General features: G+C 71.9%; 12 protein-coding genes, 2 pseudogenes and 1 riboswitch. Of the genes and pseudogenes, 7 read left to right on the top strand and 7 right to left on the bottom strand.

Annotated elements, in window-relative coordinates:
• Positions 1-7: 7 nt before the first annotated feature.
• Together EER30_RS27900 and EER30_RS27895 are read left to right on the top strand one after the other, a co-directional pair.
• Positions 8-1,324: a sensor histidine kinase gene (locus EER30_RS27900; RefSeq protein WP_432417574.1), complete on the top strand. Its 1,317-nt coding sequence runs from the start codon at positions 8-10 to the stop codon at positions 1,322-1,324.
• 90 nt (positions 1,325-1,414) lie between these two features.
• On the top strand, positions 1,415-2,161 hold the full coding sequence (locus EER30_RS27895) for a YcnI family copper-binding membrane protein (RefSeq protein WP_127503593.1): 747 nt from the start codon (positions 1,415-1,417) through the stop codon (positions 2,159-2,161).
• A 95-nt stretch (positions 2,162-2,256) separates the two neighbouring features.
• Here EER30_RS27895 and EER30_RS27890 read toward each other — a convergent pair whose 3' ends face one another.
• Both EER30_RS27890 and EER30_RS27885 read right to left on the bottom strand, forming a co-directional pair.
• Entirely contained in the window at positions 2,257-3,399 is a 1,143-nt protein-coding gene (locus EER30_RS27890) for a hypothetical protein (protein ID WP_127503592.1), read from the bottom strand.
• On the bottom strand, positions 3,396-4,586 hold the full coding sequence (locus EER30_RS27885; protein ID WP_127503591.1) for an AAA family ATPase: 1,191 nt from the start codon (positions 4,584-4,586) through the stop codon (positions 3,396-3,398). Before EER30_RS27885 ends, EER30_RS27890 begins: the two co-directional genes overlap by 4 nt.
• A 110-nt stretch (positions 4,587-4,696) precedes the next feature.
• On the opposite strand from EER30_RS27885, the gene EER30_RS48050 reads away from it, so the two are divergent.
• Entirely contained in the window at positions 4,697-4,891 is a 195-nt protein-coding gene (locus EER30_RS48050) for a helix-turn-helix domain-containing protein (protein WP_205650447.1), read from the top strand.
• 12 nt (positions 4,892-4,903) lie between these two features.
• Positions 4,904-5,905 (top strand): annotated as a pseudogene (locus EER30_RS27880) (RNA-guided endonuclease InsQ/TnpB family protein); the annotation flags it as partial.
• A gap of 106 nt (positions 5,906-6,011) precedes the next feature.
• Here the strand turns inward: EER30_RS27880 and EER30_RS27875 are convergent.
• The 3 genes from EER30_RS27875 to EER30_RS27865 all read right to left on the bottom strand — a co-directional run bounded on the left by EER30_RS27875 (position 6,012) and on the right by EER30_RS27865 (position 8,528).
• Positions 6,012-6,989 (bottom strand): C40 family peptidase, encoded by a 978-nt coding sequence (locus EER30_RS27875; RefSeq protein ID WP_127503590.1) that lies wholly within the window; start codon positions 6,987-6,989, stop codon positions 6,012-6,014.
• A 14-nt stretch (positions 6,990-7,003) separates the two neighbouring features.
• Positions 7,004-7,142, bottom strand: a riboswitch (cyclic di-AMP (ydaO/yuaA leader).
• Between the two features lie 122 nt (positions 7,143-7,264).
• A complete protein-coding gene (locus EER30_RS27870; RefSeq protein ID WP_127503589.1) occupies positions 7,265-8,173 on the bottom strand; it encodes a M56 family metallopeptidase in 909 nt (302 codons plus the stop codon).
• 4 nt (positions 8,174-8,177) lie between these two features.
• Positions 8,178-8,528 (bottom strand): BlaI/MecI/CopY family transcriptional regulator, encoded by a 351-nt coding sequence (locus tag EER30_RS27865; RefSeq protein WP_127503588.1) that lies wholly within the window; start codon positions 8,526-8,528, stop codon positions 8,178-8,180.
• A 79-nt stretch (positions 8,529-8,607) separates the two neighbouring features.
• On the opposite strand from EER30_RS27865, the gene EER30_RS27860 reads away from it, so the two are divergent.
• The 3 genes from EER30_RS27860 to cydC are packed head-to-tail and all read left to right on the top strand — an operon-like array spanning position 8,608 to position 14,555.
• Positions 8,608-9,969 carry a cytochrome ubiquinol oxidase subunit I gene (locus EER30_RS27860; protein ID WP_127503587.1) on the top strand — a complete coding sequence of 454 codons (1,362 nt, stop codon included), beginning with the start codon at positions 8,608-8,610 and terminating at the stop codon, positions 9,967-9,969.
• 12 nt (positions 9,970-9,981) lie between these two features.
• The gene (cydB, locus tag EER30_RS27855; RefSeq protein ID WP_127503586.1) at positions 9,982-10,962 is read left to right on the top strand and encodes a cytochrome d ubiquinol oxidase subunit II; all 981 of its coding nucleotides are present in this window, start codon (positions 9,982-9,984) and stop codon (positions 10,960-10,962) included.
• Complete coding sequence (gene cydC / locus EER30_RS27850) at positions 10,959-14,555, top strand: thiol reductant ABC exporter subunit CydC (protein WP_240670340.1); 3,597 nt, start codon at positions 10,959-10,961, stop codon at positions 14,553-14,555. The genes cydB and cydC overlap by 4 nt, the downstream gene beginning before the upstream one ends.
• Here the strand turns inward: cydC and EER30_RS27845 are convergent.
• Both EER30_RS27845 and EER30_RS27840 read right to left on the bottom strand, forming a co-directional pair.
• Entirely contained in the window at positions 14,512-16,515 is a 2,004-nt protein-coding gene (locus tag EER30_RS27845) for a S9 family peptidase (protein WP_205650445.1), read from the bottom strand. The two genes, cydC and EER30_RS27845, sit on opposite strands and share 44 nt — an antisense overlap.
• Before the next feature lie 70 nt (positions 16,516-16,585).
• A pseudogene (locus EER30_RS27840) lies at positions 16,586-16,823 on the bottom strand (steroid 3-ketoacyl-CoA thiolase); the annotation flags it as partial.
• Between the last annotated feature and the right edge of the window lie 152 nt (positions 16,824-16,975).

The raw sequence follows: 16,975 nt of genomic DNA, 5'->3' as shown, positions 1-16,975 counted from the left end.
GCGTCTCGTGCTCGTCTCGATCGCCGCGCTGACCCTCGGTCTCGCGGCCGGCGGCGTGCTGCTGGTCGGCGTGCTCAACTTCGCGCTGCTGCGCGCGGTCAACTCCGAGGCCGTCACCACCGCCCAGGGCGTCGCCAAGCTGATCGACCAGGACTCGCTGGCCGAGCCGATCGTCGCCAACCCGGCCATGCAGGTGCAGGTGATCGACTCCCAGGACCGGGTGCTGGCGATCTCGGCCAACGCTGACCGGCTGGTCCCGATGCTGCACGACGACGAGTTGCGGGGCCTGACCGACGGCGCCGTGCGCGAGATCCCCGGCAGCCGCATCGGGCTCGACGGCGAGGCCCGCGTGGTGATGGTGACGGCCGGGCCGCCGACCGCTCCGCTGCGGGTCCTGGTCGCCCGTGACACGAGTGATCTGAGCCAGGGCGTACGGATTCTGCGCCTCGCCCTTCTGGTCGCGTTCCCGCTGCTGGTCGGGCTGCTGGCGACGGTGCTGTGGCGTGTTCTCGGGGCCGCGCTGCACCCGGTCGACGCGCTGCGGGCCGGGGCCGAGGAGATCACCGGGGGCGGGCGGGCCGGTCGCCTGCCCGTGCCGGAGTCGCGCGACGAGATCCATCGGCTGGCGGTGACGCTCAACGGCATGCTGCACCGGCTCGAGTCGGCCCGCATCCGGCAGCGCGCGTTCGTCGCCGACGCGGCGCACGAGCTGCGCAGCCCGCTGACCAACATGCGTACGGAACTCGAAGTCTCGCAACGACTGCCGGACACCGACTGGCAGGCGCTCTCGACCGACCTGCTCACCGACGTCGAGCGGCTCACCCGTCTCGTCGACGACCTGCTGCTGCTCGCTCGCTCCGACGACGGCGGCACCGGCCGGGTGATCTCCGCGCCGTTCCGGTCGGTCGACCTCGGCGCGCTGGTCGGCACCGTCACCGACCGCTACCCGTCGGTCTCGTACCTGCGGCCGGCCGCGCCGATGGAGGTCACCGGCGAACCCGACGCGCTGGGCCGGGTCGTGGCCAATCTGCTCGACAACGCGGTACGGCACGCGAAGTCCCGCGTTCAGGTCACGGTCAGTGCGCAGGGATCCCACCGGGTGATCACCGTGACCGACGACGGGCCGGGCATCCCCGACGCCGACCGCGAACGCGTATTCGACCGCTTCACCAGGCTCGACGACGCGCGGGCGCGTGACGCGGGCGGGTCCGGGCTGGGTCTGGCGATCGTCCGGGAACTCGTGCGGCGCCACGGCGGCACCGTAACCTTGAGTGATGCCGGTCCGGGGCTGCGGGTCGACGTACGCCTGCCCGCACTTCGGTGAGAATTCCCGGGAACTCTTTCGCGCCCGGGAACGACCAACAGGGAGTGCCCGGCACCGGGCGGATCCCCCACGTGGAAGGTTTCCTCAAGGATGTCCCTGTTCAAGCGCTCGGCTGTGGTGGGCGCCACCGTCGCCGGACTCACGCTGGCCCTCGCTCTGCCGGCTTCCGCCCACGTCACGGTGAACCCCGGCACCGCCACGGCCGGCGGATACTCGAAGGTCACGTTCCGGGTGCCCAACGAGTCCGACACCGCCTCCACCACCAAGGTCGAGGTGAACCTGCCGGCCGACAAGCCGGTCGCCTCGGTGTCGGTCAGGCCGGTCGTCGGCTGGGACGTGGTCACGACGATCTCGAAGCTGGCCACGCCGCTCGAGGCGCACGGCGCGAAGATCAACGAGGCGGTGTCGAAGATCGTGTGGACGGCCAAGACCGACTCGGCGATCAAGCCGCACCAGTTCCAGGAGTTCGACGTCTCGATGGGGCCGCTGCCCGCGTCCGGCGAGATGGTGTTCAAGACGCTGCAGTTCTACTCGGACGGCAACACCGTGCGCTGGATCGACGAGCCGACGACTGACGGCAGCGAGCCGGAGAGCCCCGCGCCCGTGCTGAAGCTGGTGGCCGCCGGCGCGACCGACACCGCCGCCGCGGCCCCGGGCCCGAGCGCCGCCGCCGCGCCCGAGGCCGCCCCGGCCGACGACTCCAGCGGCTCGAACGCGTTCGGCATCGCCGGCCTGGTCGCCGGGGTGCTCGCGCTGATCGTCGCGATGCTGGCCTACGCCCGCTCGGGCCGCCGCCCCGAGACCGTCGCCGTGCCGGAAAAGCCCGCCGACAAGTAAGACCGCAGAACGAGAACGCCGGGCCGATCATCACGATCGCCCGGCTTTTCTGTGTGCAGGTGCAAGCGGCGCGGGAGAGGTGGGGCTGGGCGAAGTCAGTGCTTGCCGCGCGGTTCGTTCCAGGCCTCGCGCAGGTCTTTCTTCGTGGTGCGCCACCATGCTCGGATCTCGTCGGTCCAGTCGTGGATCGCCTGGCGGCTGCCGGGGTCGTCCAGGCCGGCGCCCAGCAGTTCGACGAAGCTGAGGGCCCAGAGCAGCGGCGTCAACGCCAGCGCGGCTACCGGGAGCGGCCACCAGTCGACGGCGGCGAAGAGGGCCAGCAGTGCGATCGCCACGCCGGTGAGGGTCAGCCCGGCCAGGTCGGCCCGGCGCATCAGACGGGGCAGCAGGGCCAGGCAGCGCCACGGCAACCGGCCCGCCGGGATCAGCACGCGCGCGGCGAAGCCGGCCATCACCACCGCCACCACGATCGCCACCAGCCGGGCGAAGAACCCGGCCGGGGTCCACCAGAGCGCGACCAGCAGCAGCACGCAGACCAGCGCGGCGCTCAGGACGAGTCCGCGCCGCAGACCGCTGAGCACGCCGCGGATCGGCCACGTCATCGAGACCACGTCGGCGCGGGCCGGGTTGTCGCGGGCCACGTCGCGCAGGGCCCGCATCGAGCGCCGCACCTTCAGCCGTTCGGCGTCGAGCATCGCCACCAGCCACCGGCCGTACGCGTTGTCGGGCGACAGGTTGAGCGCCGCGTGGGCCGCCGCCAGGGCCTCGGCACGGTTCCCGGCGTCGCGTTCCACGTCGGCGACCGTCAGCAGGCCCTCCACCGACCGCGGGTCGAGCGCCCGCCCGTGCGCCGCCGCGGCCCGCGCCTGGTCGAACGAGCGCGCAGCCGCCAGCGAACGGGCCAGCACGAAATGCCCCGAGGCCGCCGACGGCGTAAGCCGCACCGCCTCGGAGGCGGCCTCGACCGCCTCGCGCGCCCGCACCAGGACGATCAGGTTCTCGGCCCGTTCCAGGTGGGCGTCGGCGAGCAGCGGCGCGGCCGTGACCGCGGCGGAGGCGGCGGTCAGCGCCCCGGCGTAGTCCCGCCGCAGCCGCAGCACCGAGGCCAGCAACGTGAGCAGCCAGCCGTCGCCCGGCGATGAGGCCAGGCCCTCGCGGACCACCCGCTCGGCCTCGTCGTAGTGCCCGACCTCGGCCAGCCGCTGCGCCCGCCAGTACGGCCCGGGCGGCGAGGTCACCGGCTCTTGCGCTTCTTCAGATAGGCGGCCAGTTCGTCGTACTCGCCGGACTCGTTGGCGAACATGGCCACGTTGCGGGCGGTCGCGAACCAGCCGTCGGTCGACGGGCGGATCTCGCGGACGGCGGCCAGCATGTCGTCCTGGTTGATCATGCGGATCTCGCCGGTGGCGATCGAGTCGCGCATGGCGAACTCGGCCGCCGTCTCGCAGATGTGGGCCAGGTCGGCGCCCGAGTAGTGCTCGGTCAGGTCGGCGACGCGGCCGAGGTCGATGCCGGCGACGGGACGGTCGCGCAGGTGGTATTGCAGGATCGCGGCGCGCGCGGCCTTGTCGGGCGGGAGCACCAGCAGCGTACGGTCGAGACGCCCCGGACGGCGCAGGGCCGAGTCGATGTCCCACGGGGCGTTCGTCGCGGCCAGCACGAAGACGCCGTCGTTGTTGCCGTCGACGCCGTCGAGCTCGGTCAGCAACTGGTTGACCACCGTGCGCATCGACGACGAGTTGAGCTGGCTGCGCTTGTGGCCGAGGGCGTCGATCTCGTCCAGGAAGAGCACGCACGGGGCGTGCCCGCGGGCCGAGTCGAACAGGTCGTGCAGGTTGCGCTCGGAGCTGCCGACCCACATGTTCAGCACGTCGGTGATCGACAGGGAGATGAACGCGGCCCCCATCTCGCCGGCCACCGCGCGGGCCAGGAACGTCTTGCCGCAGCCGGGCGGCCCGTAGAGCAGCAGGCCGCCGCGCAGGCTCTTGCCGAACAGCGTACGCAGCTTGGGGTTCTTCAAAGGGCCGAGGAACGAGACCTCGAGGCGCTTCTTGACCTCCTGCATGCCCCCGACGTCGGCGAGCGTGACGGTGGACGTCTCGATGTCGAACGTACGGTCGTCGTGCCCTCGAACCGGCTCGGGCTCGTGCGAGAAGCGGGGCGGGACGACGTCGCCCATCTCCTGCTCCATGGCCGCCCAGTCGACCGAGGGAGCCGGAACGGGCTTGCCCAACGCCGACGTCATCAGTTTCTGAGCGGTCTCGTTGCCCGGCTCGCGGGCCAGCACCTGAGCGGCGTGCCCGATCGCCTCGGCCCCGCGCCCCGCGCCGACGAGCAGCTCGGCGAGGTGCAGTCGCAACGGCAGGTCGTCGGGCCGGGCGTCGACGGCCGCGAGGAGGCTGTCGATGAGGGGCGAGTCGTTCATCGGATCTCCTCCGTGGAAACCCGGTCCCTCAGGACCGGGAGGAAACGGAGGCTACGGCCATACGGCGCGTCGCCTCGATATTTACAAGACCGTTGGCTAGCTTGTGAGCTGTGACCGGAAGGACGGTGAAGCGGGCGTTCAAGTACCGCTTCTACCCGACCGGCGAGCAAGCCGCTGAGCTTGCCCGTACGTTCGGGTGTGTCCGGCTGGTCTACAACAGGGCGCTCGCGGCTCGCACCGAGGTGTGGACGTTGCGCCAGGAGCGGGTCAACTACAACGCCACCTCGGCGCTGCTCACCGAGTAGAAGAAGACCGAGGAGCTGGCTTTCCTCAACGACGTGTCTTCCGTGCCGTTGCAGCAGGCGTTGCGGCATTTGCAGGTGGCGTTCACGAACTTCTGGGCCAAGCGGGCAAAGTACCCGACGTTCAAGTCCAAGAAGAAGTCCCGTCGCTCGGCGGAGTACACGACCAGCGCGTTCCGGTGGCGTGGTGGCCGGCTCACCCTGGCGAAGATGACCGACCCGCTGGCGATCGTCTGGTCGCGTCCGTTTCCCGAGAATGCGTCTCCGTCCACGGTGACCGTGTCTCAGGATGCGGCCGGATGTTGGTTCGTTTCGCTGCTCTGCGAGGACGTGATCGAGCAGGTACCGGCGACGGCCGCGATCGGGATCGACGCCGGGCTGAACAGCCTGCTCACCCTGTCTACCGGGCAGAAGGTCGTCAATCCGAAGCATGAGCGCGCCGACCGTGAGGCTCTCGCTAGAGCTCAGCGGGCGATGGCGCGCAAGGAGAAGGGTTCCGCGAATCGGGCTAAGGCCCGGCTGAAGGTGGCCCGCGTTCATGCCCGGATCACCGACCGCCGGTGTGACCTGCTCCACAAGCTGTCCACGACCATCGTTCGTGAGAACCAAACGATCGTGATCGAGGACCTGACCGTGCGCAACATGGTCAAGAACCACAGCCTGGCCCGCGCCATCAGCGATGCGGCCTGGCGGCAGTTCCGCACCATGCTCGAATACAAAGCCGACTGGTACGGCCGCAACCTCGTGGTTGTCGACCGCTGGTTCCCCAGCTCGAAACTGTGCTCGACGTGTGGTGCGCTCGCCGAGCGGATGCCGCTGTCCACGCGGACGTGGACGTGCCGGTGCGGCACCGTCCATGACCGCGATGTCAACGCGGCCCGCAACATACTGGCGGAGGGGCTCTCCGTGACAGCCTGTGGAGGAGGTATAAGACCTCAACGGGGGAACCTCCGTTCGGGGCAGCCGACGGTGAAGCAGGAACACCCAAGGGCGACCAAGGGAATCCCCGTCCGTTAGGGCGGGGACGATGTCAAGACACCGAATTATGCCCGCGCCCCCCGGGAAGATCGAAAGGCCGCCGTGGCGGATACCACGGCGGCCTTCGACACATGCGTGCCCCGGTTTAACCTGGTCGGCGGTAACCCGCGATCGGACCCCGATCGATGGTCGCCATGCGCACATGGTCACCCGTGTGCGGAGCGTGCACCACCAGGCCGCCACCGATGTAGATGGCCACGTGATGGAGGCTGCCCGGGAAGTAGAACACGAGGTCTCCCGGTCTCAGCTCGCTCTTCGACACCGCTCGTCCCTCGGTCCACTGCGCTTTCGTGTAGTGGGTGAGAGAGACGCCGACGCTGCCCCAGGCCTCCTGGGTGAGACCCGAGCAGTCGTACGAGTTGGGGCCGGTCGACCCGAAGACGTACGGCAGCCCGACCAGGTCGCAGGCGCGCTGCGCGGCCCGCCCGCCCTTGTCGTTCGTGTACGTCACCGGGCAGGGCCCCAGCTTCAGCGGCCCATCGTTGGCGTCGGCCGAGCCGTACGCCTGGATGCGCAGCTTCTGCAGTGCGGTGATCTGGGTCTCGATGTTCTTCTTACGCTTGCCCAGGTCGACGTCGCGCGCGGCGATCGACCGGGTGACCACATCCAGGTCGCTCTTGGTCTTGGCCAGCTTGTCCCGCAGCGCCACGACGTCGGCGATCTGGGCCTGCTGGTTGCGAGCGAGCTGGTCGAGGTACGTCAGCTTGTCGGTCAGCCCGGTGGGCGAACCACTGATCAGCATGGCGTTCAGCGCGTTCGGGGCACCCTGCATGTACGCGTCGATCGCCAGGCCTCGCACCTGCCGGAGCGCGACGTCCACCTTCACCTGCAGCGGGGTGAGCTGGGCGGCGAGCTTCTTCTGCTGAGACCGGTTCTTGAGCAGCTTGCCGTGCACGTCGTTGTACTGCTCGATGGTCGGCTCGAGTTCGTTCCACTTCTTGTCGATCTGCGCCTCGACCGACGACGGCGAGGGCGCTGCTTGCGCCGCGGCGGGTCCGGTGAGGATGACCCCGACCGCGGCAACGGCGCAGACGAGACTGCGCACTACTGCGGCACGACGCACGAAGGTGTGGTGTCCTTTCTTCCGTCAGGCCGCCGACCGGGTTAGCTGACGGGTTCGGACGGGAAGCGCGCCCGGCCGCGACGGATCGCGGCCTCACCCCAACTGCCTGGGTCCCCGGTTCGCTCGCACACAGCGATTAGGCGGTGGTCCCGCAGATCGGCCGGATGGACGATGGGGGGCTGCCGGACCGTGCAACACCGTACTCCCGATCAAGCCGGTAACTGAAGCCACATCGGAGGCGAAACCGTACGCACATCCGCGTCTACGCAGAGTGACTACAGTGGCCACGCGTCCAGCGCGCGGTCGAGCCACGGCAGCACCAGGATCACTGTGGGTAGCACCAGCAGGCCGGCCGCGGCGACCCCGGCGAGCGCGTTCAGGGCGACGGACGGGGTGTGCGACTCGTCGAGCCGGTCCAGCCTGCGGCGGCGGGCGTCGCCCCTCGGGTCGGTCTTCACGTCCTCCGCCAGGGGGACGGGATCGGAGAGTTGCTCGAGCGCGCACCGCAGCGGCTCGGCCCCGACCACGCGCCGCGCCACGTCGTCCGAGATCATTTCCAGGAGCAGGTGTACGGCGTCGAGCGGCTTGCGGCTGCGCAGGGGCCGGGGCACCGCGCGGTAGAACGCGGTGAACGACTCCATGACGACCTCGTGCCGGTGGCGCAGGTGGGCCTGCTCATGGGCGAGGACGGCGTCGATCTGCGGGCGGTCGAGCACCTGCAGCACGCCGTGGCTGAGCACCACCCGGGGTTCACGGCCGGGCACACAGTAGGCCAGCGGCAGCGGCCCGTCGAGCACGCGCAGGTTCTCCGGGCCGAGCTCGCGGCGCTGTTCGGCCCGGTCGAGCAGGTCGACGAGCAGCCGGTGCCGGGCGCGGCGGGCCCGCGAGCGGCGGCTCACCCCGGCCAGCGAGATCAGCAGCCGCAGGATGATCAGCGCGGCCACGGCCATCGCGCCGATCAGCACGGCCTCGGTGACCGGCTTGCTGGACCCGGCGGCGCGGGTGACCTCTTCGGGCGCGGCGAGCACGACGCCGAGCGCGGAGAGCACCGCGCTGAGGGTGATCGACTGCCAGAGCAGGACGGCAGCGACCGGCGCCCGGTCGGGCCAGCGCGCCTTGGCCAGAGCGTTCGGCACGACCAGCGAGAGGGTCAGGCCGAGCGCACCCAGCAGCAGCGCGGTCACCCGATCATTTTCTCTTGGTCGCGGCCGCGATCGCGGCGGCCAGCGCGTCGGGCGGCAACTGCCCGACGAAGTAGGCGAGCGCCGCGTCCTGATCGTCGCTGGCGGTCAGCGCGTCGAGCATGACCGAGGCGGTCATCTCCTCGCGGGTCTGCGCCGGCACGTAGCGATAGGCGCGGTCGGCCTTCTGCTGGGTGACGACACCCTTTTTCGCCAGCCGGTCGAGCACGGTCATCACGGTCGTGTAGGCCAGGTCGCGCTGGCGGCTGAGGCGCTCGTGCACCTGCCGCACGGTGAGCGGCTCGCCGGCGCCCCACAACTGCGTCATGACCTCGCGTTCCAAATCCCCGAGAGCCATGTGTCCGATACTACTGCATGGCGTCGTACTACGGGGCGTAGTATCTACTACGAAACGTCGTAGAGGGGGGCCTCAACCCATGGACGTCCTGGATCTGACACGGCTGCAGTTCGCGGTGGTGACGATCTACCACTACTTCTTCGTGCCGTTGTCGATCAGCCTGGCCGCGACCGCCGCCGGCCTTCAGATCGCCTGGCTGCGCACCAAGCGCGACGACTACCTGAACCTCACGAAGTTCGTCGGCAAGCTGCTGATCGTCACCTTCGCCGTCGGCGTGGTCACCGGACTCGTCCAGGAGTTCCAGTTCGGCCTGGGGTGGAGCGCCTTCGCCAAGTTCTACGGCGACGTCTTCGGCCCGACGCTGGCGATCGAGGGCATGCTCGCGTTCTTCCTCGAGGCGACGTTCCTCGCGCTCTGGTACTTCGGCTGGGGCCGGCTGCCGCGCGCGATCCACACCGCGTGCATCGCGATCGTCGCGGTCGGCACGATGCTGTCGGCGTTCATCATCCTGGCCGGCAACTCGTTCATGCAGAACCCCGTGGCGTACGTTCTCGACCCCGTCACCGGCCGGGCCCGGCTCACCTCGTTCACCGAGCTGATGCTCAACAAGGTCAACCTCGCCGCGTTCCCGCACACGCTGTCGGGCGCGATCATGGTCGGTGGCGCGCTGCTGCTCGCGCTCGGCGTGTGGCGTCTCGCGGCCGACCCGGCGTACAAGATCCTGGCTCGCCTCGGCGCCTGGCTCACGCTGGCCGGCGGGGCGCTCACGGCCCTCACCGGCGACCACCTCGGCAAGGTCATCACCGAGGTCCAGCCGATGAAGATGGCCGCCGCCGAGGCGCTCTACCAGACCACCACCGGCGCGCCGTTCGCCGTCTTCGCGACCGGCAAGCCGCTGCCCGAGTTCGAGCTCGAGATCCCGTGGCTGCTGTCGATCCTGGCCAAGGGGAGCCCGACCGCGACCGTCCAGGGCATCGACGACCTGCAGGCCCAGTACGCCGCCCAGTTCGGCCCCGGTTCCTACGTGCCCATGATCCCGGTCGCCTTCTGGTCGTTCCGGCTCATGATCGGCGCGGGCATGCTGGCCGCCGCCGTAGCCGCCTACTACCTCTGGCGTACGCGGAAATCGCGGAACGCTCCTCGCTGGCTGACCCGGTGGCTGCCGCTCATCCCGCTGCTGCCCGCCGCGGCCAACACGTTCGGCTGGATCTTCACCGAGACCGCGCGGCAGCCGTGGATCGCGTTCGGCATCTCCAAGGTCGCCGACGGCATCTCCCCCGGGCTGACCAGCAACGAGGTGATCGCGTCCCTGGCCGGCTTCACGGTCGTCTACGGCGTGCTGGCCGTCGTCTGGTTCCGGCTGATACGGCATCTCTCGCGGCAACCGCTGGCCCCCACTCCGGCCGCGGCCGACACCCCCGAACCCGCGCCCGTCTACTGAGGAGCCCCTCCCGTGATCACCTTCTGGTTCTCGGTCGTCGTGCTCGCCTGGGTGCTGTTCTTCGTGCTCGAGGGCTTCGACTTCGGCGTCGGCCTGCTCGGCCCGCTGCTCGGCCGCGACGACCACGAGCGCGGCGCGGCCGTCCGTACGATCGGGCCGTTCTGGGACGGCAACGAGGTCTGGCTCGTCGGGGCCATCGGCGTCACCTTCGCGGCGTTCCCGGCCTGGTACTCGTCGCTGCTCTCCGGGCTCTACCTGCCGATGGTCGTGCTGCTGCTCCTGCTCGCGGTGCGCGGCGTGGCGCTGGAGTTCCGCGGCAAGGGCGACGGCGAACGCTACCGGCGCCGCGCGGACTGGGCACTCGGGCTGAGCTCGCTCGGCATCGTGCTGGTGTGGGGCGCGCTGCTGGCCGTCTTCGCCCACGGTCTGGCAATCGGTGCGGACGGCGACGTCACCGGGGGTGGGTTCGCCCGCACACTCGGCCCGGTGTTCACGCCGGCGGCCGGGTTCGGGGCGCTGGCGGCGCTCTACGCGGCGCTCATGCTCGGCGCCACGTTCCTCTCGCTGCGCACCAGCGGTCCGCTGCGTCACCGGGCCCGCACGCTGGCGCGGTGGCTGGGCATTCTCGGCTCGGGGGCGCTGCTGGCCGTCGGCATCGGTACGGGCTCCCCGGCCGTGCTGGTCGCGGCGGTGCTGAGCTTCGGTGCGTCGATGCTGGCCCGGCTCGGGCGCGAGGCCCTGGCCTTCACGGCGACGGCCGCGGGCGTGGCGGCGGCGGTGGTGGCCGTCTTCACGACGCACGGCTCGGTGGTGCTGCGCAGCACGCTCGACCCGGCGTGGTCGCTGACCCGGGAATCGGCCGCCGCCACTCCCCAAGCGCTTGAGCTCATCACGTGGGCGGGAGCCTTCATCCTGCCCGGCGTGATCGCCTACCAGGCCTTCTCGTACTGGGTCTTCCGTCGCCGCGTCGCGAGCGAACGGGTGCCCTCGTGACCACCCCCACCAAACCCGCTGCCGGCGTCCAACCCTCTCCGTTCACGCCGGCGGCTCCCGCCGCCGCGGAGGCCGTGGCCCCTGCCGGCCCGGCCTCCGCGGCGCACCCTCTCGCGGCGTCCTCCGCCGCGGCTTCGAAGCGGTCCGCGCCGCCCCGCGGACCGCTCGACCCCCGGCTGGTGCGGCACGCCCGCACCAGCCGGGGTGGCATCGCCGGCCTGGCCCTGCTCGGAGCGGGTCAGGCCGGCGCCACCCTGCTGCTGGCGGTGGCGCTCACCCTGCTGGTCACCCGCGGCCCCGGCTGGGCGGCGGGGCTGCTCGCCCTCGCCTACGCCGCCCGAGCGGTGCTGACCTGGGCCGAGCAGGTGGTGGCCCGCCGCACGGCCGCCCGCGTCACCGACGAACTGCGCGGCGAGATGCTGACGGTGCTGCCCGCGCGGGGCCCGGCGTGGGTCGCTTCCTTCGGCGCGGGCCGGCTGACCGCCGTTCTCACGACCGGGCTCGACGCGCTCAAGCCGTGGTTCAGCGGCTACCTGCCCGCGCTGATCCTCGGCGTGGCCCTGCCCCCGCTGGTCATCGTGGCGATGGCGCTGGTCGACCCGACGTCGGCGATCATCGCGCTGGTCACGCTGCCGCTGATCCCCGTACTCGGTGCTCTGATCGGCTGGGCCACCCAGGCCGCCGCCCGCCGCCGCTGGCAGGCCGACGCCCGGCTGGCCGGCCACTTCCTCGACGTGGTGCGCGGCCTGCCGACCCTGCGCGTCTTCGGCCGCGCCACCCGCCAGACCGCCGTCATCGAGGACCTGACCGACAAGCACCGCTCGGCCACCCTGCGCGTGCTGCGGGTCGCTTTCCTCTCGTCGACCGCCCTCGACCTGGTCGGCACCCTCTCGGTCGGCCTGATCGCCGTCGAGGCCGGGCTGCGCGTCGCCGCCGGCGACCTCGACCTGGCCCCCGCCCTGCTGGTGATCCTGCTGGCCCCGGAGGCGTACCGCCCGCTGCGCGAGATGGCCGCCCGCTATCACGCCTCGACGGACGCGAGCGCCGTCATCTCCGACGTGGACGAGGTGCTGACCGCCCCCGCCGCCGTGCCGGACAGTCCCGCCGCCGCCCGCGCCGGCCTCACCGCCGGGTCGGGTGCGCCGGCCGGCATCGTCGCGGCCGGCCTGCGCGCCCGCTATCCCGGAACCACCCGCAACGCGCTCGCCCTCGACGACCTGGTCGTCCGACCGGGCGAGTTCGTAGCCCTCAGCGGCCCCTCGGGCGCGGGCAAGACGACCGCCCTGCGCGTGCTGGCCGGCCTGCAGCACGCCCGAGCCGGAACCGCCCACGCGACGAACCCGCTCTACCTCCCACAGCGCCCGACCCTGCCGCACGCCCGAACCGTCGCGGACCTGTTCCCCAGCGGCACCCCTTCGGCCGAGGTGGAAGCCGCCCTCGACACCGTCGGCCTGGCCCCCGATCTGACCCCGGCCACTGCCCTGGGCGAACGCGGCAGCGGCGTTTCCGCAGGCCAGCGTCAGCGCCTGGCTCTCGCTGCCCTGCTGCACCAGGCGCAGTTCGCCCCCCAGCACCCGCTACCCGGCCCACCCGCCCGGGGTGCGGGGGAGCTACCCGGCCCACCCACCCGGGATGCCGGTCACGCTACGCCGTTCCGGGCCGGCACTCCGGCGTTGTCCACAGGGCTCACGTTGTCCACAGACCGGCCCTCCCCCGGCCGCGCAGTCCCCGATTCGCCGGTTACCCTGCTGCTGGACGAACCGACCGCGCACCTCGACACCGCCACCGAAGCCCTGGTGATCGACCGCCTGCGCGCCGCCGCCCGAGCCGGTCACGCGGTCCTGGTCGTCGCGCACCGCCCGGCCCTGCTGGCCGCGGCCGACCGCACAGTTCCCGTCATCGCACCGCCGGTCACCACGACAACTCCGCACGCTCACCCGACACCACCCACGACGACGGCCACCGCAGCAGCAGCGAGCCGCCGCCCCACTCCTCTGTGGCGGCGCACCGGCGTCGCGGTGGCGCTCGGCAGCGGTTCGTCGCTGGCCGGAATCGTGCTGACCGGAGCGGCCGCCTGGCTTCTGGTCCGGGCCTCCTTCCTGCCGCCGGTTCTCACCCTGTCCGCCGCCGTCGTGCTCGTGCGGGGCAGTGCGGTGGCCCGTCCGCTGCTGCGCTACGTCGAACGGCTCGTGGCCCACGACGTCGCCTTCGCCCGCCTCGGCGCCTGGCGCGCCCGCGTGTTCGCCGACCTGATCCCCCGCGTCCCCGGCCCTCGCCTGCGCCGCCGCGGCGACCTGCTCAGCAAGGTCGCCGACGACGTGGACGCCCGCGTCGACGGCCTGCTGCGCGGCAAGCTGCCCGCCCTGATCGCCGCCGTCACCGTGCTCGTAGCCGGCGCGGCCGCGGTCGGCACGGCCCCCGCCGCCGCCCTCCCTCTGACCGCCGGCCTGCTGATCGCCGCCGTCCTCGCCCCCGCGCTGGCCGCGCGCCAGGCCGCCCGCGACGAGGCCGCCACCGGCGAGGCCCGGTCCCGGCTGCGGGACGCGATGGTCGAGACGGTCGACGGCATCGAGGACCTGACGACCGCGAACGGCCTGATCGACGTACCTCGTCGGCGCAGCCGGGACCTGGCCCGGCTCGAAGCGCGGGCCGCTCACAGCGCCGGAGGGGCCGCCGCGCTCGCGCATCTCGGCTGGGGGGTGGCCGTCGTCGGGGTCGCCTTCGCACTCGGTGGCCTGACCCCCGAGTGGTCGGCCGTTCTGCTGCTGGCCACCGTCGTGCTGGGCGAAACGGTGCTCACGCTGCCCGACGCCGCCGTCGCCCGTCAGCGGGCCGCTGGAGCGCGGGCCCGCCTGGCCACCCTCACCAGCGAAACGCCCACCGCGACGTTCACCGGCACCACCCGCCACGGTCTCACCGACGTGCGGCTCGACCACGTCACCGCCGGCTGGGATCCGGCCCGCGAGCCCGCCCTGCGCGACCTCACCCTCGACCTGCCCGCCGGCAGCCGCACCGCGATCCTGGGCCGCTCCGGCTCCGGCAAGTCCACCCTGGCCGCCGTCGTGGCCCGCCTGCTCGACGCCCGCGACGGCACGCTGAACCACGGCGACCTGCCCGAGGACGCCGTACGGGGCCGGATCGTGCTGGTCGGCGACGACACCGACCACGTCTTCGCGTCGACCGTGCGCGAGAACCTGCGGCTGGCCGACCCCGAGGCCACCGACGCGCAGCTGCGAGCGGCCCTCACCCGCGTACGCCTGGAGGCCTGGCTCGACGCCCTGCCCAACGGCCTCGACACGTGGCTGGGCAGCGGCGGCACCACGATGTCGGGCGGTCAGGCCCGCCGGTTCGCCGTCGCGCGGGCCCTGGTCGCCGACCCCGCGGTGCTGATCCTCGACGAGCCGACCGAGGGACTCGACGAGGACGTCGCCGAAGCCGTGATGACCGACCTGCTCGACGCGGCCACGGGTCGTACGGTCCTGTTGCTCACCCACCGCCCCGAGGGCCTCGACCTGGTCGACCGGGTCCTGCGTCTCGAGGACGGCCGGCTCACGCCCGCAACGCGTCCCGCAGGAACCGTAGTTCCGGTGTGAGCAGGTCGGTGTCGGGCGGCATGTGACTCGCGCCCGGCAGCGGCAGCACGGTGTGCGGTTTGCCCGCCGCGAGCAGGGCCGCCGACAGCCGCATCGTGTGCACCGGATAGACGTTGTCGTCGGAAAGGCCGTGGATCAGCAGCAGCGGACGGTCGAGCAGCGGCGCGTCGGCGATCAGCGAGGCCTCCTCGTACGGCGTGGGGTCGAGCCGCGGATCGCCGAGATAACGTTCCTGCCAGTGGGTGTCGTAGAGCCGCATGTCGGTCACCGGGGCGCCCGCCACCGCCGCGTGGAAGACGTCGGGCCGGCGCAGCACGGCCAGCGCGGCCAGATAACCGCCCGCCGACCACCCCCTGATGCCGACCCGGTTCAGGTCGAGCTCCGGGTAGCGCGCGGCCACCGTCTCGAGCGCCTCGACCTGGTCGTCGAGCAGCTTCTTGGCCGAGCGCCCGTGTGCCTCACGCTCCCACTTCGGGCCGCGCCCGGGGGTGCCGCGCCCGTCCGCGACGACCACCGCGAAACCCTGGTCGGCGAACCACTGCGACGAGTAGAACCGAGCTCGGTCGGCCACGACGCGTTGCGCGGCCGGCCCGCCGTAGGGATCCATCAGGACCGGGAGCCGTTCGCCGCGCTGCCAGACCGCCGGGAACAACACGGCGGTGCGCAGGTCACGCCGTCCCGCGCGCAGCAGCGAGACCTTGGGGACCACGGGCGAGCTGAGAGCAAGATCTTTGACCGTACGACCTGAGCACGTCACCCGCGTCCCCGAGAGCGTGGCCGAGCTGATCACGGTGGCGCCACCGGCCCGCGACCCGGTGTGCAGCCCCGGCTCGGTGGTGAGACGGCGCAACCCTTCGGCCGCCGACCAGGTCCACAGGTGCCGCTCGGTCGGCTCGGACGACGCGGTGAACAGCACGGTGTCGCCGTCGATAGCGCACAGAGACGAGACCTGCAGCCCGGGCGGCGTCACCGATTCGCCGCCGACGGTCAGGAACCGGGTCTCGCCCCGGTCCTCCGTCCACACCAGAGACCCTGACGGCGTACGCCCGGGGAAGCCGGGCACGATCGTGGTCCACGCCGGGTCACTCGCCTCGGCGAGCACCTCGGTGCGCCCGGTGAACGGGTCGACGGCCAGCACGCGCATCGTCGTCTGCGGCCGGTTCTGCACCACGGCGAGCAGCCCGTGCTCGTCCCACACGACGTCGACGAGGTATTCGTAGTCGGCCCAGCCGAAATCGACCGTACGCCGTCCGCCTTCGCGGTCGAGCACGAGCAGGTCGACGACGGCGTTCGCGGTGCCCGCGCGCGGGTAGCGCTGGGCGGTCGGCGCCCTGGTCGGCTCGGCCGGGTCGCTGAGGTGCCACACCTCGACCGGCGAGTTGTCGACCCGGGCCACAGCCAGCCGCCGCCCGTCCGGCGACCACCACAACCCCCGCGTACGGTCCATCGACTCGGCCGCGACGTGCTCGGCCAGCCCGTACGTGATGTCCGCGTGCTCCGGCGACGCCAGCGCCCGGTCGTCCGTGCCGTCGGTGCCGATGAGCCGCAGCTCGCCGTCGTGCACGTAGGCGACCGCGGAGCCGTCCGGGCTGACCGTCGCGTCGGTCAACGGTGTACGGGCGGCCATCTCGCGCGTGTCGCCGTCGGCCACGACGTAGAGCTTCTCGCCGGCCGTACAGGCGAGGACCCGTACGCCCTGGTCCGCGGTGTAACCCGAGACGCCGGCCGACCGGTCGCGCTGCCGCTCGCGCCGGGCCCGCTCGGCCGCCGACATGCCCCGGCCCCGCGCCCCCGGGTCGGCCAGCAGTCGCTCCTCGCCGGTGACCAGGTCGAGCTCCCAGAGCCGGCGCACCCGGTCCTCCCCGCCCCGGCTGCGCAGGAACACCAGCCTCGTGCCGTCGGGCGAGACCGTGAATCGGTGCGGCCGCCCGAGCGTGAAGCCCTGAGTCCGCGACAACATCCGGGGAAACGACACAAGCATGCGGAGCTTTCTACACCTATCACCACCTCAGACGTGAATCGGCTTACGGTCAGAGGCGTTCGATGATGGTCGCGTTGGCTGTGCCGCCGGCCTCGCACATCGTGATCAGGCCGTAGCGGCCGCCGGTCTGTTCGAGCACGGTCAGCAGCGTGGTGGCCAGGCGGGCCCCTGGCTCCCAGGGGGTGGCCGATCGCGATCGCGCCGCCGTGGACGTTCACCCTGGCCGGGTCGGCGCCGGTTTCGGCCTGCCAGGCCAGCACCACCGGGGCGAAAGCCTCGTTCACCTCGTGCGCTAAGCGCCTGATCAGAAGTTCTGTACGTAACTCACTCGGGAAGAGGGACGTAGCGACGTAAAAACCTCGTCGTGGGTTCGGATCGAGTTACCACACACGACCGAAACCCCCGACGAGGTCACCGCCAGTATGCGCCCTGCGCACGT

The sequence above is a fragment of the Actinoplanes solisilvae genome, from assembly GCF_003999975.1.
In the GTDB taxonomy this organism is placed as follows: domain Bacteria; phylum Actinomycetota; class Actinomycetes; order Mycobacteriales; family Micromonosporaceae; genus Actinoplanes; species Actinoplanes solisilvae.
Note: the sequence above shows the minus strand (reverse complement) of the source record. Positions and strands in the feature narration are given on the sequence as shown.